A 22,343-nucleotide genomic window follows, 5' to 3' on the forward strand; every position below is an offset into this window, starting at 1 on the left:
CGAGAGCGGTAAAAACCTCACAACTATTTGATCCAGCTCTCTAAAATCGGTCGCCAAAGCCGTTATTGTGCATTTCTCTATAACGGCCGCTGCACCGCCGACTTGAACCGTAAAGGCCCGCGATCTCTTGACCAGCCCTCTTCTTGAAGCCGTAGCGCTTGCCTGTGAACGCGACCTGCGCCTGCTGTTCGAACACCTCGAATTGCGCCTGGCGGGTGGCGACATGGTGCAAATCAGCGGCCCCAACGGCAGTGGCAAGACCAGCCTGCTGCGCTTGCTGGCCGGGTTGATGCAGCCGACGGCAGGCGAGGTTCGGCTTAACGGCAAGCCCCTGCATGAACAGCGCACCGAGTTGGCCCGCAACCTGATCTGGATCGGCCACGCCGCCGGGATCAAGGACGTACTCACCGCAGAAGAAAACCTCAGTTGGCTCAGCGCGTTGCATCATCCCGCTGGCCGCGATGCCATCTGGCAGGCCCTGGCCGCTGTCGGTCTCAAGGGCTTTGAAGACGTGCCCTGTTACACCCTCTCCGCCGGCCAGCAGCGTCGTGTCGCGCTGGCGCGCCTGTACTTGCCGGGCCCGCCGCTGTGGATTCTCGACGAGCCGTTCACCGCTCTCGACAGACAAGGCGTGACCCAATTGGAAGAACACCTGGCCCGGCATTGCGAGCAGGGCGGGTTGGTGGTGCTCACCACCCACCACACCCTGGCGCGCAGGCCCGCCGGTTACCGTGAACTGGATCTGGGGCGGTGGTCGGCATGAGCGTCTTTGCGCTGCTGGTCGCCCGCGAAGCCCGCCTGTTGTGCCGTCGCCCGGCAGAACTGGCCAACCCGCTGGTGTTCTTCGCCATCGTGGTTGCCTTGTTCCCCTTGGCGGTCGGTCCCGAGACTAAACTGTTGCAAACCTTGTCCCCCGGACTGGTGTGGGTCGCGGCGCTTTTATCCGTGCTGCTCTCGCTGGACGGGCTGTTTCGCAGTGATTTCGAAGACGGTTCCCTGGAGCAATGGGTCCTTTCGTCGCACCCTTTGCCCCTTCTGGTATTGGCCAAGGTACTGGCACACTGGGCCTTTTCCGGCCTCGCGCTGGTCTTGCTTTCGCCGCTGCTGGCGCTGATGCTGGGTTTGCCGGTTGAATGCTTGCCGGTGTTGCTCCTGTCCTTGTTACTCGGTACGCCAGTGCTCAGCCTGTTGGGGGCGGTGGGCGCAGCGTTGACCGTCGGGTTGAAGCGCGGTGGCCTGTTACTGGCCCTGCTGATTCTGCCGTTGTACATCCCGGTTCTGATCCTCGGCAGCGGTGCTTTGCAGGCTGCGCTGATGGGCATGCCGGCGACCGGTTACCTCCTGTGGCTTGGCAGCCTGGCCGCCCTGGCGGTAACCCTGACACCCTTTGCCATAGCGGCCGGCCTGAAGATCAGCGTCGGCGAATAATGAGGTCTGGTCAGGCGTTACACGCTTGGCCAGTAAAGACCCTAAGCTGCTTGCCACGACAAGCAGCAACCGTGAGAAACAGCAATGAACTGGACCTGGTTTCACAAGCTCGGCTCGCCCAAATGGTTTTATGGCATCAGCGGCAGGCTGCTGCCGTGGTTGAGCGTCGCCGCCGTGCTGCTGATCGGCACCGGCCTGGTCTGGGGCCTGGCCTTCGCGCCGCCGGACTACCAGCAAGGCAACAGCTTTCGCATCATCTATATCCACGTGCCCGCCGCCATGCTGGCGCAGTCCTGCTACGTAATGCTGGCGGTGTGCGGCATCGTCGGCCTGGTCTGGAAGATGAAGCTTGCCGACGTCGCCCTGCAATGTGCCGCGCCGATCGGTGCGTGGATGACCGCCGTGGCGCTGGTCACCGGCGCGATCTGGGGCAAACCCACCTGGGGTTCGTGGTGGGTGTGGGATGCGCGGCTCACGTCGATGTTGATCCTGCTGTTCCTATACTTCGGCCTGATTGCCCTGGGCAACGCGATCAGCAACCGTGACAGCGCCGCCAAGGCCTGCGCGGTGCTGGCGATTGTCGGCGTGATCAACATCCCGATCATCAAATACTCGGTAGAGTGGTGGAACACCCTGCATCAGGGCGCCACCTTCACCCTCACCGAAAAGCCGGCAATGCCGGTGCAAATGTGGGCGCCGTTGCTACTGATGGTGCTGGGTTTCTACTGTTTCTTCGGCGCGGTGCTGCTGCTGCGCATGCGCCTGGAAGTGCTCAAGCGTGAGGCTCGCACCAGCTGGGTCAAGGCCGAAGTTCAAGCCAGCCTGGGAGCGCCTGCATGAGTTTTGCTTCATTCAGCGATTTTCTCGCCATGGGCCATCACGGCCTGTATGTCTGGACGGCCTATGGCATCTGCCTGGCGGTGCTGGCCCTCAACGTCGCCGCGCCGATCCTGGCGCGCAAGCGTTACCTGCAACAAGAGGCGCGTCGTCTGCGCCGGGAGACCGATAAGTGAATCCGTTGCGCCGAAAGCGTCTGTTGATCATCCTTGCCATCCTCGCCGGCGTCGCCATTGCCGTGGGCCTGGCCCTGAGTGCCCTGCAGCAGAACATCAACCTGTTCTACACCCCGACCCAGATCGCCAATGGCGAAGCGCCGGTGGACACGCGCATCCGCGCCGGCGGCATGGTGGAGAAGGGTTCGCTGAAACGCTCCGGCGATTCCCTGGACGTGACCTTCGTCGTCACCGACTTCAACAAAGCCGTGACCATCACCTATCGCGGCATCCTCCCGGACCTGTTCCGCGAAGGCCAGGGCATCGTCGCCTTGGGCAAGCTCAACGCCAACGGCGTGGTGGTGGCCGATGAAGTGCTGGCCAAGCACGATGAAAAATACATGCCGCCGGAAGTCACCAAAGCGTTGAAAGACAGCGGCCAATCCGCGCCTGGCTCAATGCCAACACCTGCCAAGGAGGGCTAAGCGATGACGTCCGCACTGTTTATTCCTGAGCTGGGCCAGTTGGCGATGATCCTCGCCCTGTGCTTCGCCGTCGTCCAGGCCGTGGTGCCGCTGCTCGGTGCCTGGCGCGGCGACCGCCTGTGGATGAGCCTGGCGCAGCCGGCCGCCTGGGGCCAGTTCGCGTTCCTGCTGTTCGCCTTCGGCTGCCTGACCTACGCCTTCATGACCGACGATTTTTCCGTCGCCTATGTGGCCAATAACTCCAACAGCGCGCTGCCCTGGTACTACAAGTTCAGCGCCGTGTGGGGCGCCCACGAAGGGTCGCTGCTGCTGTGGGCGTTGATCCTCGGCGGCTGGACCTTCGCCGTATCGGTGTTCTCGCGCCAATTGCCGCAAGTGATGCTGGCGCGGGTGCTGGCGGTGATGGGCATGATCAGCATCGGGTTCCTGCTGTTCCTGATCATGACGTCCAACCCGTTCAGCCGCATCCTGCCGCAGGTTCCGATGGACGGGCATGACCTCAACCCACTGCTGCAAGACATCGGGCTGATCGTGCACCCACCGATGCTTTACATGGGGTATGTCGGCTTTTCGGTGGCCTTTGCCTTCGCCATCGCCGCGTTGCTCGGCGGGCGCCTGGATGCGGCCTGGGCACGCTGGTCGCGTCCCTGGACCATCGTCGCCTGGGCCTTCCTGGGTATCGGCATCACCCTGGGGTCGTGGTGGGCCTACTACGAACTCGGCTGGGGCGGCTGGTGGTTCTGGGACCCGGTGGAAAATGCGTCCTTCATGCCTTGGCTGGTCGGCACCGCGCTGATTCACTCCCTGGCCGTCACCGAAAAACGTGGCGTGTTCAAGAGCTGGACCGTGCTGCTGGCCATCGCGGCATTTTCCCTCAGCCTGCTCGGCACCTTCCTCGTGCGTTCGGGCGTGCTGACGTCAGTGCACGCGTTTGCGTCGGACCCTGCGCGCGGTGTGTTCATCCTGATCTTCCTGCTGTTTGTGGTCGGCGGTTCGCTGACGCTGTTCGCCCTGCGTGCACCGGTGGTCAAGAGCCAGGTCGGCTTTAACCTGTGGTCGCGGGAAACCTTGCTGCTCGGTAACAATCTGGTACTGGTGGTGGCCGCGTCGATGATCCTGCTCGGCACCCTGTACCCGTTGGTGCTGGATGCCTTGAGCGGGGCCAAGCTGTCTGTCGGCCCGCCGTACTTCAACGCCTTGTTCATTCCGTTGATGGGCCTGTTGATGGTGGTGATGGCGGTCGGCATGCTGGTGCGCTGGAAAGACACCCCGGTGAAATGGCTGGCCGGCATGCTGATGCCGGTGCTGCTGGGCAGTGTGGCCCTGGCCGTGATCGCCGGGGTGGCCTACGGCGATTTCAACTGGGCGGTGCTCGCCACGTTCCTGCTCGCGGCCTGGGTATTGTTGGCCGGTGTGCGCGACATCGCCGACAAGACCCGCCACAAGGGCTTGATCAAAGGCCTGCCGACGCTGACTCGCAGCTATTGGGGCATGCAGATCGCCCACCTCGGCATCGCCGTGTGTGCCCTGGGTGTGGTGCTGTCGAGCCAGAACAGCGCCGAGCGCGACCTGCGTCTGGCACCGGGTGAGTCCATGGATCTGGCCGGTTATCACTTCATCTTTGAAGGCGCCAAGCATTTCGAAGGGCCGAACTTCACGTCAGACAAAGGCACTGTGCGCGTCGTGCGCAACGGCAAGGAAATCGCCGTGCTGCATCCGGAGAAACGCCTGTACACGGTGCAGAGCTCAATGATGACCGAAGCGGGCATCGACGCGGGTTTCACCCGTGATCTATATGTGGCGCTCGGTGAACCGCTGGGCGACGGCGCCTGGGCGGTGCGCGTGCATGTGAAACCGTTCGTGCGCTGGATCTGGTTTGGCGGTTTGCTGACCGGTTTCGGTGGCTTGCTTGCCGCGCTGGACCGGCGCTATCGGGTCAAGGTCAAGAGTCGGGTGCGTGAAGCCCTCGGTATGGGAGCAGCGGTATGAAGCGTTGGTTGATGGTGTTGCCGCTGGCCGCGTTCCTGGTGGTGGCGGTGTTCCTTTATCGCGGCCTGTACCTGGACCCGGCCGAGTTGCCGTCGGCAATGATCGGCAAGCCGTTCCCGGAATTCTCGCTGCCCAATGTGCAGGGCGACAAGCAGCTGTCCCGCGCCGACCTGTTGGGCAAACCGGCGCTGGTCAACGTGTGGGGCACCTGGTGCATCTCCTGCCGCGTCGAACACCCGGTGCTGAATAAACTGGCCGAGAACGGTGTGGTGATCTACGGCATCAACTACAAGGACGACAATGCCGCGGCCTTGAAGTGGTTGGCCGAATTCCACAACCCGTACCAGCTGGATATTCGCGATGAGGACGGTAACCTCGGCCTGAACCTGGGCGTGTACGGCGCCCCGGAAACCTTCTTTATCGATGCCAGGGGCGTGATCCGCGACAAGTATGTCGGCGTGATCGACGAAGTGGTCTGGCGCGAACAACTGGCCGCCAAATACCAGGCCCTGGTTGATGAGGCCAAACCATGAAGCGCCTGTTGGCTGCCGCTGTCCTGGCGCTGGGGCTGATCGGTGTGGCCCACGCCGCCATCGACACCTATGAATTTGCCAACGACGCCGAGCGTGAGCGTTTTCGCGAGCTGACCAAGGAACTGCGCTGCCCCAAATGCCAGAACCAGGACATCGCCGATTCCAACGCGCCCATCGCTGCCGACCTGCGCAAAGAGATCTTCCGCATGCTGGGGGAGGGCAAGGACAACCAGCAGATCATCGACTTCATGGTCGACCGCTACGGTGATTTCGTGCGCTATAAACCGGCCCTGACCGGCAAGACCGCGCTGCTCTGGTTCGGCCCTGCCGGGCTGTTGCTGGCCGGCGTGGTGGTGATGGCCGTGATCGTGCGCCGCCGCCGTGCCGCGCCTGCCGATGGCGCCGATGCGCTGTCCCCTGAAGAGCGTAAACGTCTCGACCACTTGCTGGACACCAAGACTGATGATTGATTTCTGGCTCGCAGCCGGCCTGCTGCTGTTGATTGCCCTGAGTTTCCTGTTGATCCCTGTTTTGCGCGGCCGCCGCGCCCAGCGTGAAGAGGACCGCACCGCGCTGAACGTGGCGCTGTATCAAGAACGTGTCGCTGAGCTGCAAGTGCAGCAGGACGAAGGCGTGTTGAATGCCGCGCAACTCGATACCGGCCGCGCCGAAGCGGCGCGTGAGTTGCTGGCCGACACCGAGGGCCTGGAAAAGCCTCGCGAATCCCGCCTGGGCAAACCGCTGCCATTACTGGCGGCGGTGTTGGTACCGGTGCTGGGCTTGGGCATGTATCTGCATTTTGGCGCGAGTGACAAAGTCGAACTGGCCCGTGAGTTCTCCCAACCCCCAGTGTCCATGGCCGACATGACCCGACGCCTGGAACGCGCCGCCGCCGCGCAGCCGGATTCAGCAGAAGGGTTGTACTTCCTGGGGCGCGCCTACATGGCCCAGGACCGTGCGGCCGATGCCGCCAACGTCTTCGAACGCACCGTGGCCCTGGCCGGGCGCCAGCCCGAACTGCTCGGGCAGTGGGCTCAGGCGCAATATTTTGCTGACAACAAGCAGTGGTCACCCAAGGTCCAGGCGCTGACCGACGAAGCCTTGAAGCTCGATCCAAAGGAAGTCACCAGCCTTGGCCTGCTTGGCATCGCCGCCTTCGAAGGCCAGCGCTATCAGGAGGCTATCGATTACTGGAATCGTCTGCTGGCGCAACTGCCCCCCGAAGACAATTCCCGCGTTGCGCTGCAAGGCGGTATCGATCGCGCGGCGCAAAAGCTCAGGGAGAGTGGCGGCACTGTCGCGCAAAAAGCCGTGCTGAAAGTGCGCGTGGGCCTGTCCGCCGAAGTGAAAGCCAAGGCCCTGCCCGGCGACAGCGTGTTCATCTTTGCCCGCGCCGTCAGCGGCCCGCCGGCGCCTCTGGCGGCCAAGCGTGTCAGCGTTGCCGAACTGCCCGTCACCGTGGAACTGGGCGATGCCGACGCGATGATGCCGCAGTTGAAACTGTCCAACTTCCCTGAAGTCCAACTGGTTGCGCGCATATCCCGGGCAGGTGTTCCAACCGCTGGCGAGTGGATCGGCCGCAGCCAACCCCTGGCCAGCAACACCACTGCACTGCAGCAGCTGACCATCGACAGTCCGGATAAGTAATTCGAGGAAACGCCCATGACCGCATTTGCACGTATCACCCTGCTCAGCCTTGTGCTGGGCCTGAGCGCCTGTGCGGTCCACCGGCCACCTCCTGCGCCTTCCGGCCCGACCATCCCGCCGTCCGGCCCGTCGACGCAACCGACCACCAAACCCTCCGGCCCGGTCACTCCGCCGCCGAAACCACTGCCAACCAAATCGCCGACCTTCGCCCCACCACCGGGCGCGGCCAGCCACTGGGACGGCAAGATGCAGGTCTACGTACTCGACGACCAGCCCGACACCTTCTACCGCCAGCGCACCTACTACCGCTGGAGCAACGGCTGGAGCCGCTCCATCAGCCCGAACGGGCCGTGGGAAGAAACCAACGTGCAAGGCGTGCCGCCGGGGTTGAGCAAGCAGTACGCGCAATGACACAAGGCGACCTGAGGGTCGCCTTTTTCTAATCTGATCGTTCCCTCGCTCCGCGTGGGAATGCATCCCGTGACGCTCCGCGTCACCAGTGCGCAAAAAGCAGGACGCGGAGCGTCCAGGGCGGCATTCCCACGCAGAGCGTGGGAACGATCTTGTTATCAAGCTACGGGACACTCCCGGTTCAACGCTTCATTCACCAACAACTGCGCAATTTCCATCATCTGTACGACCGCCAGCACCTGCTTGCGGCCTGAGCCATCCAGACGCTCGGCGCAGTCGTACGCACAGACAGTCGCCGACTCCAGCATCTCGCAGGCATTGCTCAACGCGAGGCCGGGTCGGACGGTGAAGATGAGGTTGGGTGGGGTTTGTGAAAGGTCATCCGAGCGGAATGATGGGGGATTTGGCGTAACCTTTTTCATGCAGTCAGTCTCCATTCAGTTGGAGCTCACCCCATCCGCGACCAAGCAGAAGGGTGGCGAGCTGTACGCAGGTTGGTCGACCAGGGAATGGAAACCCGGCAGGGCCCTAAGCCCTCCCGCGCACAGCTCGCCATAACGCGAACACAAGAATGCCGCTTGCGCGGCACGGTGCGCCATTCTAACCCAGGCGACCAAGCCTGATCGCTGATGAGCAGCGACTGCGAGAGGCTAACGGTGCGTTATAGCAACTGCAAGCCACGCAGATCGTAGGAAAATTCCTGTCTGGATCAAGCGTTGCGCCGTCTGATTGAGACGAGGAAGCAGCGCGACCATCCACGCCTGTCACGGCCCACGCTTGATCGTTCCCACGCAGAGCGTGGGAATGCATCCCGTGACGCTTGGCGTCACCAGTGCGCAAAAAGCAGGACGCGGAGCGTCCAGGGCAGCATTCCCACGCAGAGCGTGGGAACGATCCTGTCTGGCTCAAGCGTGAGACCAGCAAGCAGCTCAGCCACCCACGTCTGTCATGGCTCACGCTTTCCCGGTAAGGTGACCACCGCCGACCTGGTTGCCGAGCAATCGCTGGATATACTCTGCGGTACCGGGCAAACCGGTACAGTGGGCCAACCAGTGCGCAAGCAAGCAAAGAGGATGTGGTAATGGCAGGCAGGTTGATCTATCTCATCGGACCCTCAGGTTCGGGCAAGGACAGCTTGCTGGAGGCCGCACGCCCACGGTTGGCCGAGCGCGGTTGCCGCATTGTGCGCCGCGTCATCACCCGGTCTGCGGAAGCGGTGGGTGAAGCGGCGTTGGGCGTGAGCCCGGCGCAGTTTGCGGCGATGCAGGCGCAAGGCGAATTTGCCCTCAGTTGGCAGGCCAATGGGTTGTCCTACGGCATTCCCAAGCAGATCGATGAATGGCTGGCGGCCGGGGAGGACGTGCTGGTCAATGGTTCGCGCGCACACCTGGCGCAAACCCGTGAGCGTTATCCGACGTTGCTGGTGTTGTTGCTGACGGTCGATCAGGTGGTGTTGCGCCAGCGTTTGATCGCACGCGCACGTGAGTCATTGGCCGATATTGAGGAACGCCTGGCACGCAACGTGCGGTTCACCGAGGAACTGATCACCGCCAATGGCGAAGGGTTATTCGTGTTGGATAATTCCGGCCCGTTGGAGCATACCGTCGAGCGTTTGCTGTGTTGCCTGGCCCATGGGCACTCGGCCTGAGCCCGATACTGCGTCGAAACGCCTATCCTAGATCTCTTTGATATCACCCACCGCGCCACCAGGCGCGCCTTCCGTTGTGCATATTCAGTAAAACAACCGCCAGTCAGACCAGTCAATTCTGTGCTTGAGTAAAGATAACTCTAGAGTTATTTTTATCCGGTCCGAGCCAAGGAGGCGGCGGTGCAAAGCAGGCTATTGATCAAGGAATTGCTGGAAGCGGGTTGGGTGCTGGATCGCGTCACCGGCAGCCATCACATTTTTACCCACCGCTATAACCCGTACACGATCCCGGTGCCTCATCCGAAGAAGGATCTTCCCTTGGGCACCGTCAGAAGCATCAGGAAACGCGCCGGGCTGTTTCAGTTTTAAGGAGAGCATGCATGCAATACCCAATCTGTATCGAATGGGGCGATGACTTCACCGCCACCGGTATCCAGATCCCCGATATTCCGGGTGCTGTCACCGCCGGGGACAGTTTTGAAGAGGCGTATAACGCGGCCGTGGAGGTTGCACACATCATGCTGCAGGAGATCGCCGCCGAGGGCGGAGTGATTCCGATGCCAACCTCAGTCGCCAATCATCACGCCCATGAAGACTACGCCGGCATGGGCTGGGGCATGTTGGAACTGGATATCTCGCCCTATCTGGGCAAGACCGAGAAGGTCAATGTGACCTTGCCCGGCTATGTCATCCAGCGTATCGACCGTTACGTGCGCGAGCATAAAGTCAAAAGCCGCTCGTCATTTCTGGCGGACGCGGCGTTGGAGAAGTTGGTGCGGTCTTAAGCGGTTGCGACCGTCACCTGCCGCGACGCACTGAGGAACCGCAACAACGCCACCAGCGGGAACGCACTGCCCACCAGCATCACCCCCAGCCAACCGCCGTGTTCATACACGCTGCTGGCAATCGCCGAGCCGAAGGCGCCGCCAATGAAGATGCTGGTCATATACAGCGCGTTCAAGCGGCTGCGGCTTTGAGCGTCGAGGGCGTAGACGGCGCGCTGGCCGAGGACCATGTTCATCTGCACGCAGAAGTCCAGCACCACGCCGGTCACCGCCAGGCCGATCACACTGTACAGCGGGTGCACGAAGGCCGGCAGGAAGCTCAACGCGGCAAACAGCATCGCCAGCAGCGACGCACGGTGGGTGTGGCCGGCGTCCGCCAGGCGCCCGGCGATGGGCGCCGCGATGGCACCCAGGGCACCGACCAAGGCGAACAGCGCGATTTCGCTCTGGGTCAGGCCATGGTTTCGTGCCAGCTCCAGTGGGGCAGCGGTCCAGAACAGGCTGAAGGTGGCGAACATGCAACCCTGGTAAAACGCGCGCTGGCGCAGTACCGGCTGGTGGCGCAACAGGCTGCCCAGCGAGCCCAGCAATTGGCCGTAGCTGGCGCTGTGGTCCGGCTGGCGCTTGGGAATGGTCAGCATCAACACCACGCTGATGAACACCATCAATGCTGCCGCCGCCATGAACATCGCGCGCCAGCCGAAGTGGTCCGCCACCACGCTGGACACCGGCCGCGCCAGCAGAATGCCCAGCAATAACCCGCCCATGATGCTGCCGACCACCCGGCCACGGGACTCGGCAGGCGCCAGGTGCGCGGCCAACGGAATCAGGATCTGCACCGACACCGAACTGAAGCCGATCAGCAGCGACACCAGCAAAAACAGGTTGGGCTGCTCGGTGAACGCGGCGCCCAGCAGGCTGGCGATGGCCACTACGGTGGTGATGATCATCAGCCTGCGATTTTCCAGCAGGTCGCCCAGCGGCACCAGGAAGAACAGGCCCAGGGCATAGCCGATCTGCGTCAGCGACACAATCAGGCTGGCCATGGCCGGCGTGAGCCCGATGTCCGGGGCGATCAGTTCGATGATCGGCTGCGCGTAATAGATGTTGGCGACGATGGCGCCGCAGCAAAACGCAAACAGCATGACCATGCCTCGGGTCATGGTGCCGGTAGCGTGGGGGGTAGCATTCATGGGGTTCTCATACAGGCGAAGGACGATGGGATGAGAGAGTAAAGACATCGGCCGGCAGTGAGTAGGTCGCTTGCGGTGATACCTGTCATGCCGCGAAATAATGACGCTACACAAAACCAATGTGGGAGGGGGCTTGCCCCCGATGGCGGTGCATCAGTCAATGCCTGTGCTGACTGACCCACCGCTATCGGGGGCAAGCCCCCTCCCACAGTTTTAGCGCGTATATCCGACTGAAACGCTTACTGACCGGAGTAAATCTGGTCAAACACGCCGCCATCATTGAAGTGGGTTTTCTGCACCGTGCGCCAGTCACCAAAGGTTTTCTCTACCGACAGGAAGTCGACTTTCGGGAAACGGTCGGTGTACTTGGCCAGCACTGCCGGGTCACGCGGGCGCAGGTAGTTGTTGGCGGCGATTTCCTGGCCTTCGGGAGACCACAGGTACTTCAGGTAGTCTTCAGCGGCCTCGCGGGTGCCTTTTTTCTCGACCACTTTGTCCACCACCGACACCGGCGGCTCAGCTTCGGCGGAGACGCTTGGGTAGATCACTTCGAACTGATCACGCCCGAACTCGCGGGCGATCATTTCCGCTTCGTTTTCAAAGGTGACCAGCACGTCGCCGATCTGATTGGTCATGAAGGTGGTGGTAGCGGCACGGCCACCGGTGTCGAGTACCGGCGCCTGTTTGAACAGCTTGCCGACGAAGGCCTTGGCTTTTTCTTCATCGCCGCCGTTCTTCAGCACATAGCCCCAGGCCGACAGGTAGGTGTAGCGGCCGTTACCCGAGGTCTTCGGGTTGGGCACGATCACCTGTACGCCGTCCTTGAGCAGGTCGGGCCAATCTTTCAGGGCTTTGGGGTTGCCCTTGCGCACGATGAACACCGTGGCCGAGGTGAACGGCGCGCTGTTGTTCGGCAGGCGGGTGACCCAGTTGTCCGGTACCAGTTTGCCGTTGTCGGCCAGGGCGTTGATGTCGGTGGCCATGTTCATGGTGATCACGTCCGCCGGCAGGCCGTCGATCACCGAGCGCGCTTGTTTGCTGGAGCCGCCGAAGGACATCTGCAGGGTCAGCTTGTCATTCGGGTGCTCGGCGTCCCAATGCTTCTGGAAGGCGGCGTTGTAGTCCTTGTAGAAATCGCGCATCACGTCGTAGGAGACGTTGAGCAGGGTAACCGGTGCCGCCTGGACGGCGCCGGCCAGGGCCAGGCCGGCGGCCAGGAGAGAGGCGCTGAGGATGTTTTTCACTGCTCATTCCTTGTTGTTCGAGAGAAGAGGGGAGGCACAATGCCAGCAACTATAGCCGGGGCCGCATAGTCGCTTAAAGATTAAAAAGAACTTTGCTTATTCCACTTTCTTAAAGAGATTGCTGCCACAGCGTGAGCAAAACGCCGCATTCGGCTCGTGGCTGTTCTTCTTGCACACCGGGCAGTCGGTTTGCAGCTGCTCACCGCGCATGGCGCTCGCCAGCTCTGCGGTGAATATCCCGGTGGGCACGGCAATGATCGAGTAACCGGTGATCATCACCAGCGAGGAAATCACCTGGCCCAGCGGTGTCTTGGGCACGATGTCGCCAAAGCCCACGGTGGTGAGCGTCACGATCGCCCAATAGATGCCCTTGGGAATGCTGGTAAACCCGTGTTCCGGGCCCTCGATCACGTACATCAAGGTGCCGAACACCGTCACCAGGGTGCACACGCTCACCAGGAACACCACGATCTTCTGCTTGCTGCCGCGCAGCGCCGCCATCAGGTAGTTGGCCTGCTTGAGGTAGGGGCTGAGCTTGAGTACGCGGAAGATCCGCAGCATACGGATGATGCGGATAATCAGCAGGTACTGCGCGTCGCTGTAGTACAACGCGAGGATGCCGGGGACGATGGCGAGCAGATCCACCAGCCCATAAAAGCTGAACGCATAGCGCAACGGCTTGGGCGAGCAGTAAAGCCGCAGGCCGTACTCGATCAGGAAGATGAGGGTGAAGCCCCACTCGATATACGCCAGCACGTCGGCGTAGTTCTGGTGGATCTGGTCGATGCTGTCGAGCATCACGATCACCAGGCTGGCGAGGATGATCAACAACAGGATGCCGTCAAAGCGTCGCCCGGCGACGGTGTCGCTTTGAAAAACCATGACGTAGAGCCGCTGGCGCCAGTCGTTGTTGCTGTCCATAAATCCCGCCTGAAGTGAATATCGGCAAAGCCTAGGGGGATTCGAACGGCCTGTCCATGCGCGGTGTGCGCAGCATTCGCTGGCTGGCGCGCACCAGCCAGCAGCTGAGAATGAACGGCGCGGTCAGCGCCGGCAGGTGCAGCGCGGCAAAACCTGGGGTGAGCAGAATGGCCAGCCCGATGCCGAGCAGCGGCAACCAGGGTTGGCGTCGTGCCTGGCTCAGCGCCAGGGCGGCGAGCGCCGGGTTGTAGCTGTGCAGGCCGAGCAGGGCACCGCTGGTTTCGCCCAGCAGCAAGGCGACCAGTACGCCGGCGATGGCGCCGAGCAGTGACCACGCGACGGCGCGGCGGTCAGCCAGTAGCAGACCGACGGCGATCAAGGCCCCGGCCAGGGGGTGGTCGAGCAGCATCACCTGGGCCAGGCCGGTGAACGGGGCGCCGAGTACCGTCAGGGTATCGGGCTCGATCAGGGCCAAGGTAGCGGGCGCCATGGTGCCCAGCAACAACCAGCCCAGGCCGACAAAGGGTGCGGTGTAGGCGGGCAGATCCTGGGGTTGGGCGGCGTATTTCAACCACTGCCGCACCAGCATCGCGCTCACACCGCCGCACGCCAGAATCAGCGGCGGCACCAGGGCCGACCAGGCGAAGTGCTGGCTGATCAACAAGCCCAGCAATACGCCGTTGTAGCTATACAGCCCGGCCTGGCGTTCGGCCTTGGGGTAACCCCGGCGCTGGGCCGTGAGCAAACCCGCGACGCCGCCCAGCAAGGCACCGCCGAGCAACGCCGGGGCGCCGATCAGGATCGCCAGCAGGCACAGCAGGCCACACAGCGGATGGCGCTGGAGAAAAATCTGGCTGAAGCCGTTGAGCAGGGCTTCGGCCCAGTCGGGGCAGGTGGAGTTGTGCATGGCAGCTCCCTGTAGGAGCGAGCTTGCTCGCGAAAAACCCAAGGGCACCGCGTGCATTCAGGATGCCTGCGTCATCGTTGACGTTCTTCGCGAGCAAGCTCGCTCCTACAGTAGGGTTTCGATACGCAGCGAGTTGGTCGACCCCAACTGTCCAAACGGCACCCCGGCGGTAATCACCAGCGTATCCCCGCGTTGCGCCATCCCTTGGGCCTGGGCGATCTCCAGCGCCGTCGAACACACCTCATCCACCTGGCGCAGCCGATCATTGACCACCGAGTACACCCCCCACGCCACGCTCAAACGCCGCGCCGTGGACAGGTTCGGCGTGAGGTTGAGGATCGGCGCCACCGGCCGCTCCCTGGCCGCGCGCAGGCTGGAGGCGCCCGACTCGCTGTAGTTCACCAGCACCGCCACCGGCAGGATGCTGCTGATACGCCGGATCGCACAGCTGATGGCGTCCGACACCGTGGCGTCCGCCCTGGGCCGGCTGACATCCAGCTGGGCCTGATAGTCCGGGCCGTTTTCAACTTGCCGGATAATCTTGCTCATCATCTGCACGGCTTCCAGCGGGTACTCGCCCGACGCGGTTTCCGCCGACAGCATCACCGCGTCCGCGCCTTCTGCCACCGCATTGGCCACGTCGGTGACTTCGGCGCGGGTCGGCGCCGGGGAAAAGCGCATGGACTCGAGCATCTGTGTCGCCACCACCACCGGCTTACCCAATTGGCGGCAGGTTTTAATGATGTCCTTCTGGATCTGCGGCACGCTTTCGGCCGGCACTTCCACGCCCAGGTCGCCGCGGGCCACCATGATCGCGTCGCTCAATTCGGCGATTTCCCGCAGCCGTTGCACCGCCGAGGGCTTCTCGATCTTGGCCATCAGGAACGCCCTGTCGCCGATCAGCTCGCGGGCTTCGCGGATATCTTCCGGGCGCTGCACGAACGACAGCGCCACCCAGTCCACGCCCAATTCCAGGCCGAACGCCAAGTCGCGACGGTCCTTGGCGGTGAGCGGGCTGAGTTCCAGCAGCGCCTGCGGCACGTTCACGCCTTTGCGATCGGACAACTCGCCGCCATTGAGCACCGTGGTGTCGATGGCATCGGCATGCTTGGTGAGCACGCGCAGGCGCAGCTTGCCGTCGTCCAGCAACAGCTCCATGCCCGGCTCCAGTGCCGCGATGATTTCCGGGTGGGGCAGGTTGACCCGACGCTGATCGCCCGGTGTTTCATCCAGGTCCAGGCGCAGCGCCTGGCCGCGCACCAGTTGCACCTTGCCCTCGGCAAAGCGCCCGACGCGCAGCTTGGGCCCTTGCAGGTCCATGAGGATGCCCAGCGGGTAGTTCAACTGGCGCTCCACCTGGCGAATCCACTGGTAGCGCTGCGCGTGATCGGCGTGGTCGCCATGGCTGAAGTTGAGGCGAAAGATATTCACCCCGGCTTCCACCAGCTCGCGGATGTCATCGATCCCATCAGTGGCCGGGCCCAGGGTGGCGAGGATTTTGACCTTCTTGTCAGGCGTCATGTTTGGCAGTCTCGAGGATCAGGATGGCGCGGAAGTCGTTGACGTTGGTGCGGGTCGGCTCGGTGACGATCAGCCCGTCGAGCGCGGCGAAATAACCGTAGCCGTTGTTGTTGTCCAGCTCGTCGCTGGCGCTCAGGCCCAGGGCTTCGGCGCGGCGGTAGCTGCACGGGGTCATGATCGCGCCGGCGTTGTCTTCCGAGCCGTCGATGCCATCGGTATCGCCGGCCAGGGCATAGACGCCGGGCAGGCCCTTGAGGCTGTCGGTGAGGCTGAGCAGAAACTCCGCGTTGCGCCCGCCACGGCCATTGCCGCGCACGGTGACGGTGGTTTCGCCGCCGGAGAGAATCACGCAGGGTGCCGCTAATGGCTGGCCGTGCTGCACGATTTGCCGGGCAATGCCGGCGTGCACCTTGGCCACGTCGCGCGCTTCACCTTCGAGGTCGCCGAGGATCAGCGGGCTGAACCCGGCCTGGCGTACTTTTACCGCCACCGCTTCCAGGGATTGCTGCGGCCGGGCGATCAACTGGAAGTGGCTGCGGGCGAGCAGCGGGTCACCAGGCTTGACGGTCTCCGACGCAGGGTCCTGCAACCAGTTGCGCACCGAGGCGGGCACGTCGATGCCGTAGCGCTTGAGAATTGCCAGGGCCTGTTGCGAAGTGCTCGGGTCGCCGACCGTGGGGCCGGAGGCGATCACCGTGGCCTGGTCGCCCGGTACATCGGAAATCGCGTAGGTATAGACCGTGGCCGGCCACGCGGCCTTGGCCAACCGCCCACCCTTGATCGCCGAGAGGTGCTTGCGCACGCAATTCATCTCGCCAATGGTGGCGCCGGATTTGAGCAGGGCTTTGTTGATGCTTTGCTTGTCGGCCAGGGTGATGCCTTCGGCGGGCAGGGCGAGCAACGCGGAACCGCCGCCGGAGAGCAGGAAAATCACGCGGTCGTCTTCGGTCAGATGGCTGATCAGGTCCAGCACGCGCTTGGCCACGGCGAGGCCGGCAGCGTCGGGCACGGGATGGGCGGCCTCGACCACTTCGATTTTCTGGCACGGCGCACCATGGCCGTAGCGGGTGACGACCAGGCCGCGAACCTCGCCCTGCCAGCAGTCCTCCACAACCAGCGCCATGGCGGCTGCGGCCTTGCCGGCGCCGATCACGATCACCCGGCCGCTGCGGTCGGCGGGCAGGTAAGGTTCAAGGACTTGCCGGGGGTGGGCGGCGTCGATGGCTGTGGCAAACAGCTCGCGAAGCAGGTGTTGCGGATCGACCGACATAAGCGGGCTCCGGGGGAAATTCTTGTTATTAGAGGTGCAACAATCCAACGATGAAATGAGGGCCAAATGTGGGAGGGGGCTTGCCCCCGATTGCGGTGTGTCAGGTTTAGATGATGTGACTGAAACACTGCTATCGGGGGCAAGCCCCCTCCCACACTGAGTCGCATTTCATTGCGGCTTATTTATCGCGAATCGAGAAATTCGCCATATGCTCCAACCCCTTGATCAGTGCCGAATGGTCCCAGTTACCGCCACCAAGCGCCGCGCAGGTGCTGAACACTTGCTGGGTGCCGGCGGTGTTCGGCAAGTTGATCCCCAACTCTTTCGCCCCGGCCAGGGCCAGGTTCAAGTCCTTCTGGTGCAGGTTGATACGAAAGCCTGGGTCAAAGGTGCCCTTGATCATGCGTTCGCCATGCACTTCCAGGATCTTCGACGAGGCAAAGCCGCCCATCAGCGCTTCACGCACCTTGGCCGGGTCGGCGCCGTTTTTCGAGGCGAACAGCAGCGCTTCGGCCACCGCCTGGATATTCAGGGCCACGATGATCTGGTTGGCGACCTTGGCGGTCTGGCCATCCCCGTTACCGCCCACCAGGGTGATGTTCTTGCCCATCGCCTGGAACAGCGGCAGCGCGCGCTCGAAGGTCTGTGGTTCGCCACCGACCATGATGCTCAGGGTGCCGGCCTTGGCGCCGACTTCACCACCGGACACTGGGGCATCCAGGTACTGCGCGCCGGTCGCATTGATCTTCGCAGCGAACGCCTTGGTGGCGGTGGGGGAGATCGAGCTCATGTCGATCACCACCTTGTTCGGCGACAGGCCGGCGGCCACGCCGTCGGCGCGCAACAGCACGTCCTCGACCTGTGGAGTGTCGGGCACCATGACGATGATGAACTCGGCTTCCTGGGCGACTTGCTGGGGGTTGGCCAAGGCCACCGCGCCGGCGCTGATCAGTTCAGCCGGGGCCTTGCCATGATGTTCGGAGAGAAACAGTTGGTGACCTGCTTTCTGCAGGTTCGCGGCCATGGGTTGGCCCATGATGCCGGTGCCGATAAATCCGATTTTAGCCATGATGAAGTCCTCTTTTTTATTCGATAGGCAGACTGGGTGAGGTCTGCCAAACACAGCGGGTCCAAATGTGGGAGGGGGCTTGCTCCCGATAGCGGTGCATCAGTCGACACACCTTTCGAATGAAACATTGCTATCGGGAGCAAGCCCCCTCCCACATTGTTTGGTGTTGTGTCTGCTAGATGGCATTGTGGCTTTTGAGCCAGCCAAGCCCCGCTTCGGTGGTGGTCAGCGGCTTGTACTCACAGCCGACCCATCCCGTGTAACCGATGCGGTCCAAGTGCTCGAACAGGAAGCGGTAGTTGATCTCACCGGTGCCCGGCTCGTTGCGCCCTGGGTTGTCGGCCAACTGAATGTGGTTGATCACACCCAGGTGCGTGGCCATGGTGCGGGCTAGGTCGCCCTCCATGATTTGCATGTGATAGATGTCGTATTGCAGGAACAGATTGTCACTGCCCACCTGCTCGCGGATCGACAGAGCCTGCGCGGTGGTGTCGAGGTAGAAACCCGGAATGTCGCGGGTGTTGATCATCTCCATCACCAGCTTGATGCCCGCTGCCTGCAATTTGTCGGCGGCGTACTTGAGGTTGGCGACGAAGGTTTTCTCCACGGTTTCGTCATCCACGCCGTGCGGCCGAATGCCCGCCAGGCAGTTGACCTGGGTATTGCCCAGCACCTGGGCGTAGGCGATGGCCAGCTTGACTCCGGCGCGGAATTCCTCGACCCGGTCGGGGTGGCAGGCCAGGCCGCGTTCGCCTTTGGCCCAGTCACCGGCCGGCAGATTGAACAGAACCTGGGTCAGGCCGTTGGCGTCGAGCTGCGCCTTGATCTCAGCTGAGCTGAATTCGTACGGGAACAGGTACTCCACCCCTTCGAAGCCGGCATCGGCGGCCGCTTTGAAGCGGGCAAGGAAATCCTGCTCGGTAAACAGCATGGACAGGTTGGCGGCAAAGCGCGGCATAGGGTTCTCCTTAATCGAGCAGGGAAATGGCGGTCGGGGCGTCATTGCCGACCAGGGCCAGGTCTTCGAATTCGTTGACGGCGTTGATCTCGGTGCCCATGGAAATATTGGTCACGCGCTCCAGAATAATCTCAACGATCACCGGCACCTTGAATTCTTCGAGCATTTCCTGGGCGCGGCGCAGCGCTGGCTGGATCTGGCTCGGCTCGAACACGCGCAAGGCTTTGCAACCCAGGCCTTCGGCAACCGCGACGTGGTCCACGCCATAGCCGTTGAGTTCGGGAGCGTTGAGGTTGTCGAAAGACAGCTGCACGCAGTAGTCCATTTCAAAACCGCGTTGCGCCTGGCGGATCAAACCCAGGTAGGAATTGTTCACCACCACGTGGATATACGGCAGCTTGAATTGCGCGCCCACGGCCAGCTCTTCGATCATGAACTGGAAGTCGTAGTCGCCCGACAGGGCCACCACTTTGCGGCTCGGGTCGGCCTTGACCACCCCGAGCGCCGCCGGAATCGTCCAGCCCAAGGGCCCGGCCTGGCCGCAGTTGATCCAGTGGCGTGGCTTGTATACATGCAGGAACTGCGCGCCAGCGATCTGCGACAGGCCGATGGTGCTCACGTAGCAGGTGTCTTTGCCGAACACCTGGTTCATCTCTTCGTACACCCGTTGCGGCTTGACCGGCACGTTGTCGAAGTGGGTCTTGCGGTGCAGAGTGGCCTTGCGCTGCTGGCAATCATGGAGCCAGGCGCTGCGGTCCTTGAGCTTGCCGGCGGCTTTCCACTCGCGGGCGACTTCAATGAACATCGTCAGCGCGGCGCCGGCGTCGGACACGATGCCCAGGTCTGGGGTGAATACGCGGCCAATCTGGGTCGGCTCGATGTCGACGTGGATGAATTTGCGGCCTTCGGTATACACCTCTACCGAACCGGTGTGGCGGTTGGCCCAGCGGTTGCCGATGCCCAGCACCACGTCCGACTTGAGCATCGTCGCGTTGCCATAGCGGTGGGAGGTTTGCAGGCCGACCATGCCCACCATCTGCGGGTGATCGTCAGGGATAGTGCCCCAGCCCATCAGGGTCGGGATCACCGGAATGCCGGTCAACTCGGCGAATTCCACCAGCAACTCGCTGGCGTCAGCGTTGATGATACCTCCACCGCTCACCAGCAGTGGGCGTTCGGCCTGGTCGAGCAGGGCCAGGGCCTTTTCCACCTGGATGCGTGTCGCCAATGGCTTGGCCAGGGGCAGCGGCTGGTAGGCGTCGATGTCGAATTCGATTTCGGCCATCTGCACGTCGAACGGCAGGTCGATCAACACTGGGCCAGGACGGCCGGAGCGCATTTCATAGAAGGCTTTCTGGAACGCGTAGGGCACCTGGCCGGGTTCGAGCACGGTGGTCGCCCACTTGGTCACCGGCTTGACGATGCTGGTGATGTCCACGGCCTGGAAGTCTTCCTTGTGCATCCGCGCGCGGGGCGCTTGTCCGGTGATGCACAGGATCGGGATCGAGTCGGCCGAGGCGCTGTACAGGCCGGTGACCATATCAGTGCCCGCCGGGCCCGAGGTGCCGATGCACACGCCGATATTGCCGGCCTTAGTGCGGGTGTAGCCCTCGGCCATGTGTGAGGCGCCTTCAACGTGGCGAGCAAGGACGTGATCGATGCCACCCACCTTCTGCAAGGCCGAATACAACGGGTTGATCGCGGCGCCTGGGATACCGAAGGCGGTGTCTACCCCTTCACGGCGCATCACCAGGACGGCGGCTTCGATTGCTCTCATTTTGCTCATGGTTTTGGTGCCTCTTGCGTTTTGTAATTGTATACAAGTGGTGTCTGGACAAAGTGTATTCACGGCGAGCTGCGCAGGTCAATGCATTTTATAAATTGGCCTTTGCGTTCGTCGGAACGGCTTTTTTCGACGTATGGACGATTTGTTTGCAAATATTGTATACAAAAACAAATGTCATTGTGTTCTATTTGTTCGATCAAGCAGCTGATCAAACAGACCTCCACCGCATTTCCAATAAAAAGAAGGACGGCACCATGAGCGCTTTAACCTTGAAACTTGCCACCCAACTGGCCAGCCAGGCCCTGGTCGCAGGCCGCACCATAGCCGCCGCGCCACTGACCATCGCGGTGCTCGACAGTGGCGGCCACTTGGTCGCCCTGCAACGCGAAGACGGCGCCAGCCTGCTGCGCCCGCAGATCGCCATCGGCAAAGCCTGGGGCGCGATTGCCCTGGGCAAAGGCTCACGGCTGCTGGCGCTGGATGCGCAGCAGCGGCCGGCGTTTATCGCGGCGCTGAACAGCCTGGGGCAGGGCAGCGTGGTGCCGGCGCCGGGTGGGGTATTGATCCGGAATCAGGACGGTGTGGTGCTGGGGGCGATCGGGATCAGCGGGGATACATCGGATATTGATGAGCAGTGCGCGATCACGGCGATCGAGGGGGTGGGGTTGATGGCGGATGCGGGGGTGTCAGCTTGAGTATTGAGTGACTGTCAGAACCTCATCGGGGGCAAGCCCCCTCCCACATTTGACTGTATTCACAAACAGAAATCTGCGAACCCAATCAAAGTGTGGGAGGGGGCTTGCCCCCGATTAGCCCAGGCACTGCGGTGCATCAGTCCGGCTCACACCCCTTGAGCACCAACCGAATAATCGTCTGCGCCGCCGCTTCATAATCCGCCTCATCCAGCTTGGCCTTGCCGGTCACCGCCGAAATCTGCCAGTCGAAATCGGCATAGGTCTGGGTCGCCGCCCAGATGCTGAACATCAGGTGATTAGGCTCGATCTTCGCGATCAGGCCACGTTCCACCCAATGCTGGATGCAGTCGATATTGTGCTTGGCCTGGGCATTGAGCTGTTCGACCTGCTCGGCACTGAGGTGGGGAGCGCCGTGCATGATTTCGCTGGCGAACACCTTGGAAGCAAACGGCAGGTCGCGGGAGATGCGGATTTTCGAGCGAATATAGTTGCTCAATACTTCCTTGGGCTCGCCCTCGGGGTTGAATGGCGTGGAAGCGGCCAGGATCGGTTCGATAATGCTCTCGAGCACCTCGCGGTAGAGGTTGTCCTTGGACTTGAAGTAGTAGTAGACGTTGGGCTTGGGCAGCCCTGCCTTGGCGGCGATGTCGCTGGTTTTGGTCGCGGCGAAGCCCTTGTCGGCAAACTCCTCGCTTGCCGCCCGCAGGATCTTTTCTTTGTTGCGCTCGCGAATGGTGCTCATAAACCAGGAACTTCCTTGCCAGGACAGGCGGTCGCGCATGGTAGCACCGGCCATCCGCGGGCCTCAACAATGTGCCCGCAAAGCGTTGCGCCGCGCTATGCTCGCGCCATCTCTCACTT

Annotated in this window: 25 protein-coding genes; 14 read left to right on the top strand and 11 right to left on the bottom strand. The window is 62.4% G+C overall.

The window, feature by feature from the left end; genetic code table 11:
- Nucleotides 1-127: 127 nt before the first annotated feature.
- The 10 genes from ccmA to C4J86_RS09110 all read left to right on the top strand — a co-directional run bounded on the left by ccmA (nucleotide 128) and on the right by C4J86_RS09110 (nucleotide 7,485).
- A complete protein-coding gene (gene ccmA / locus C4J86_RS09065; protein ID WP_124370150.1) occupies nucleotides 128-763 on the top strand; it encodes a cytochrome c biogenesis heme-transporting ATPase CcmA in 636 nt (211 codons plus the stop codon).
- Nucleotides 760-1,428 carry a heme exporter protein CcmB gene (ccmB, locus tag C4J86_RS09070; RefSeq protein ID WP_124361944.1) on the top strand — a complete coding sequence of 223 codons (669 nt, stop codon included), beginning with the start codon at nucleotides 760-762 and terminating at the stop codon, nucleotides 1,426-1,428. The genes ccmA and ccmB overlap by 4 nt, the downstream gene beginning before the upstream one ends.
- A gap of 84 nt (nucleotides 1,429-1,512) precedes the next feature.
- The gene (locus C4J86_RS09075) at nucleotides 1,513-2,268 is read left to right on the top strand and encodes a heme ABC transporter permease (RefSeq protein ID WP_124370151.1); all 756 of its coding nucleotides are present in this window, start codon (nucleotides 1,513-1,515) and stop codon (nucleotides 2,266-2,268) included.
- Nucleotides 2,265-2,441: a heme exporter protein CcmD gene (gene ccmD / locus C4J86_RS09080; RefSeq protein WP_071487711.1), complete on the top strand. Its 177-nt coding sequence runs from the start codon at nucleotides 2,265-2,267 to the stop codon at nucleotides 2,439-2,441. Before C4J86_RS09075 ends, ccmD begins: the two co-directional genes overlap by 4 nt.
- A complete protein-coding gene (gene ccmE, locus C4J86_RS09085; RefSeq protein ID WP_124370152.1) occupies nucleotides 2,438-2,905 on the top strand; it encodes a cytochrome c maturation protein CcmE in 468 nt (155 codons plus the stop codon). The genes ccmD and ccmE overlap by 4 nt, the downstream gene beginning before the upstream one ends.
- 3 nt (nucleotides 2,906-2,908) lie before the next feature.
- Nucleotides 2,909-4,894: a heme lyase CcmF/NrfE family subunit gene (locus C4J86_RS09090; protein ID WP_124366411.1), complete on the top strand. Its 1,986-nt coding sequence runs from the start codon at nucleotides 2,909-2,911 to the stop codon at nucleotides 4,892-4,894.
- A complete protein-coding gene (locus C4J86_RS09095; protein ID WP_124361949.1) occupies nucleotides 4,891-5,427 on the top strand; it encodes a DsbE family thiol:disulfide interchange protein in 537 nt (178 codons plus the stop codon). The genes C4J86_RS09090 and C4J86_RS09095 overlap by 4 nt, the downstream gene beginning before the upstream one ends.
- Complete coding sequence (locus C4J86_RS09100) at nucleotides 5,424-5,897, top strand: cytochrome c-type biogenesis protein (RefSeq protein ID WP_124366413.1); 474 nt, start codon at nucleotides 5,424-5,426, stop codon at nucleotides 5,895-5,897. The genes C4J86_RS09095 and C4J86_RS09100 overlap by 4 nt, the downstream gene beginning before the upstream one ends.
- Nucleotides 5,890-7,074, top strand: coding sequence for a c-type cytochrome biogenesis protein CcmI (ccmI, locus tag C4J86_RS09105; RefSeq protein WP_124370153.1), 1,185 nt, complete (start codon nucleotides 5,890-5,892; stop codon nucleotides 7,072-7,074). The genes C4J86_RS09100 and ccmI overlap by 8 nt, the downstream gene beginning before the upstream one ends.
- 15 nt (nucleotides 7,075-7,089) lie before the next feature.
- Complete coding sequence (locus C4J86_RS09110; protein ID WP_124370154.1) at nucleotides 7,090-7,485, top strand: hypothetical protein; 396 nt, start codon at nucleotides 7,090-7,092, stop codon at nucleotides 7,483-7,485.
- A gap of 158 nt (nucleotides 7,486-7,643) precedes the next feature.
- On the opposite strand, the gene C4J86_RS09115 is transcribed toward C4J86_RS09110, so the two are convergent.
- Complete coding sequence (locus tag C4J86_RS09115) at nucleotides 7,644-7,907, bottom strand: DUF6124 family protein (protein WP_124370155.1); 264 nt, start codon at nucleotides 7,905-7,907, stop codon at nucleotides 7,644-7,646.
- Between the two features lie 659 nt (nucleotides 7,908-8,566).
- Between C4J86_RS09115 and phnN the strand changes: the two genes are divergently transcribed.
- The 3 genes from phnN to C4J86_RS09130 all read left to right on the top strand — a co-directional run bounded on the left by phnN (nucleotide 8,567) and on the right by C4J86_RS09130 (nucleotide 9,918).
- The gene (gene phnN / locus C4J86_RS09120; protein WP_124361954.1) at nucleotides 8,567-9,133 is read left to right on the top strand and encodes a phosphonate metabolism protein/1,5-bisphosphokinase (PRPP-forming) PhnN; all 567 of its coding nucleotides are present in this window, start codon (nucleotides 8,567-8,569) and stop codon (nucleotides 9,131-9,133) included.
- Between the two features lie 180 nt (nucleotides 9,134-9,313).
- Nucleotides 9,314-9,502: a type II toxin-antitoxin system HicA family toxin gene (locus C4J86_RS09125; protein ID WP_057722727.1), complete on the top strand. Its 189-nt coding sequence runs from the start codon at nucleotides 9,314-9,316 to the stop codon at nucleotides 9,500-9,502.
- An 11-nt stretch (nucleotides 9,503-9,513) separates the two neighbouring features.
- Entirely contained in the window at nucleotides 9,514-9,918 is a 405-nt protein-coding gene (locus C4J86_RS09130) for a type II toxin-antitoxin system HicB family antitoxin (RefSeq protein WP_048729935.1), read from the top strand.
- Here C4J86_RS09130 and C4J86_RS09135 read toward each other — a convergent pair.
- From C4J86_RS09135 to gcl, 9 genes are all read right to left on the bottom strand, one after another.
- Nucleotides 9,915-11,111, bottom strand: a complete 1,197-nt coding sequence (locus C4J86_RS09135; protein WP_124370156.1) for an MFS transporter — start codon at nucleotides 11,109-11,111, stop codon at nucleotides 9,915-9,917. The genes C4J86_RS09130 and C4J86_RS09135 overlap by 4 nt on opposite strands.
- A gap of 239 nt (nucleotides 11,112-11,350) precedes the next feature.
- Nucleotides 11,351-12,355 carry a sulfate ABC transporter substrate-binding protein gene (locus C4J86_RS09140; RefSeq protein ID WP_124370157.1) on the bottom strand — a complete coding sequence of 335 codons (1,005 nt, stop codon included), beginning with the start codon at nucleotides 12,353-12,355 and terminating at the stop codon, nucleotides 11,351-11,353.
- A 96-nt stretch (nucleotides 12,356-12,451) separates the two neighbouring features.
- Nucleotides 12,452-13,276 (bottom strand): ion transporter, encoded by an 825-nt coding sequence (locus C4J86_RS09145; protein ID WP_124361959.1) that lies wholly within the window; start codon nucleotides 13,274-13,276, stop codon nucleotides 12,452-12,454.
- A 31-nt stretch (nucleotides 13,277-13,307) separates the two neighbouring features.
- Complete coding sequence (locus C4J86_RS09150) at nucleotides 13,308-14,183, bottom strand: urea transporter (RefSeq protein ID WP_124370158.1); 876 nt, start codon at nucleotides 14,181-14,183, stop codon at nucleotides 13,308-13,310.
- A gap of 105 nt (nucleotides 14,184-14,288) precedes the next feature.
- A complete protein-coding gene (pyk, locus tag C4J86_RS09155) occupies nucleotides 14,289-15,704 on the bottom strand; it encodes a pyruvate kinase (protein WP_124370159.1) in 1,416 nt (471 codons plus the stop codon).
- The gene (locus C4J86_RS09160; RefSeq protein WP_124370160.1) at nucleotides 15,694-16,974 is read right to left on the bottom strand and encodes a glycerate kinase; all 1,281 of its coding nucleotides are present in this window, start codon (nucleotides 16,972-16,974) and stop codon (nucleotides 15,694-15,696) included. Before C4J86_RS09160 ends, pyk begins: the two co-directional genes overlap by 11 nt.
- 178 nt (nucleotides 16,975-17,152) lie before the next feature.
- Entirely contained in the window at nucleotides 17,153-18,043 is an 891-nt protein-coding gene (locus C4J86_RS09165; RefSeq protein ID WP_124361963.1) for a 2-hydroxy-3-oxopropionate reductase, read from the bottom strand.
- A gap of 175 nt (nucleotides 18,044-18,218) precedes the next feature.
- On the bottom strand, nucleotides 18,219-19,001 hold the full coding sequence (gene hyi, locus C4J86_RS09170; protein ID WP_124370161.1) for a hydroxypyruvate isomerase: 783 nt from the start codon (nucleotides 18,999-19,001) through the stop codon (nucleotides 18,219-18,221).
- A 10-nt stretch (nucleotides 19,002-19,011) separates the two neighbouring features.
- On the bottom strand, nucleotides 19,012-20,787 hold the full coding sequence (gcl, locus tag C4J86_RS09175) for a glyoxylate carboligase (protein ID WP_124370162.1): 1,776 nt from the start codon (nucleotides 20,785-20,787) through the stop codon (nucleotides 19,012-19,014).
- 254 nt (nucleotides 20,788-21,041) lie between these two features.
- Here gcl and C4J86_RS09180 point away from each other — a divergent pair, with 254 nt between their 5' ends.
- On the top strand, nucleotides 21,042-21,482 hold the full coding sequence (locus C4J86_RS09180) for a heme-binding protein (protein WP_124370163.1): 441 nt from the start codon (nucleotides 21,042-21,044) through the stop codon (nucleotides 21,480-21,482).
- A gap of 136 nt (nucleotides 21,483-21,618) precedes the next feature.
- Here the strand turns inward: C4J86_RS09180 and C4J86_RS09185 are convergent, their stop codons facing one another.
- A complete protein-coding gene (locus C4J86_RS09185; protein WP_124370164.1) occupies nucleotides 21,619-22,224 on the bottom strand; it encodes a TetR/AcrR family transcriptional regulator in 606 nt (201 codons plus the stop codon).
- Nucleotides 22,225-22,343 lie beyond the last annotated feature (119 nt).

It is taken from the genome of Pseudomonas sp. R2-7-07, from assembly GCF_003852355.1.
GTDB lineage: Bacteria > Pseudomonadota > Gammaproteobacteria > Pseudomonadales > Pseudomonadaceae > Aquipseudomonas.

Bases quoted from the DNA above. Each gene is read 5' to 3' on its own strand.
- pyk (WP_124370159.1), bottom strand. From the start codon at position 15,704: ATGACGCCTGACAAGAAGGTCAAAATCCTCGCCACCCTGGGCCCGGCC.
- hyi (WP_124370161.1), bottom strand. From the start codon at position 19,001: ATGCCGCGCTTTGCCGCCAACCTGTCCATGCTGTTTACCGAGCAGGAT.
- ccmI (WP_124370153.1), top strand. From the start codon at position 5,890: ATGATTGATTTCTGGCTCGCAGCCGGCCTGCTGCTGTTGATTGCCCTG.
- C4J86_RS09090 (WP_124366411.1), top strand. From the start codon at position 2,909: ATGACGTCCGCACTGTTTATTCCTGAGCTGGGCCAGTTGGCGATGATC.
- ccmB (WP_124361944.1), top strand. From the start codon at position 760: ATGAGCGTCTTTGCGCTGCTGGTCGCCCGCGAAGCCCGCCTGTTGTGC.
- C4J86_RS09160 (WP_124370160.1), bottom strand. From the start codon at position 16,974: ATGTCGGTCGATCCGCAACACCTGCTTCGCGAGCTGTTTGCCACAGCC.
- C4J86_RS09185 (WP_124370164.1), bottom strand. From the start codon at position 22,224: ATGAGCACCATTCGCGAGCGCAACAAAGAAAAGATCCTGCGGGCGGCA.
- C4J86_RS09130 (WP_048729935.1), top strand. From the start codon at position 9,514: ATGCAATACCCAATCTGTATCGAATGGGGCGATGACTTCACCGCCACC.
- C4J86_RS09075 (WP_124370151.1), top strand. From the start codon at position 1,513: ATGAACTGGACCTGGTTTCACAAGCTCGGCTCGCCCAAATGGTTTTAT.
- C4J86_RS09135 (WP_124370156.1), bottom strand. From the start codon at position 11,111: ATGAATGCTACCCCCCACGCTACCGGCACCATGACCCGAGGCATGGTC.
- C4J86_RS09100 (WP_124366413.1), top strand. From the start codon at position 5,424: ATGAAGCGCCTGTTGGCTGCCGCTGTCCTGGCGCTGGGGCTGATCGGT.
- C4J86_RS09095 (WP_124361949.1), top strand. From the start codon at position 4,891: ATGAAGCGTTGGTTGATGGTGTTGCCGCTGGCCGCGTTCCTGGTGGTG.
- C4J86_RS09165 (WP_124361963.1), bottom strand. From the start codon at position 18,043: ATGGCTAAAATCGGATTTATCGGCACCGGCATCATGGGCCAACCCATG.
- C4J86_RS09180 (WP_124370163.1), top strand. From the start codon at position 21,042: ATGAGCGCTTTAACCTTGAAACTTGCCACCCAACTGGCCAGCCAGGCC.
- C4J86_RS09145 (WP_124361959.1), bottom strand. From the start codon at position 13,276: ATGGACAGCAACAACGACTGGCGCCAGCGGCTCTACGTCATGGTTTTT.
- C4J86_RS09110 (WP_124370154.1), top strand. From the start codon at position 7,090: ATGACCGCATTTGCACGTATCACCCTGCTCAGCCTTGTGCTGGGCCTG.
- C4J86_RS09150 (WP_124370158.1), bottom strand. From the start codon at position 14,183: ATGCACAACTCCACCTGCCCCGACTGGGCCGAAGCCCTGCTCAACGGC.
- ccmD (WP_071487711.1), top strand. From the start codon at position 2,265: ATGAGTTTTGCTTCATTCAGCGATTTTCTCGCCATGGGCCATCACGGC.
- phnN (WP_124361954.1), top strand. From the start codon at position 8,567: ATGGCAGGCAGGTTGATCTATCTCATCGGACCCTCAGGTTCGGGCAAG.
- gcl (WP_124370162.1), bottom strand. From the start codon at position 20,787: ATGAGCAAAATGAGAGCAATCGAAGCCGCCGTCCTGGTGATGCGCCGT.
- C4J86_RS09115 (WP_124370155.1), bottom strand. From the start codon at position 7,907: ATGAAAAAGGTTACGCCAAATCCCCCATCATTCCGCTCGGATGACCTT.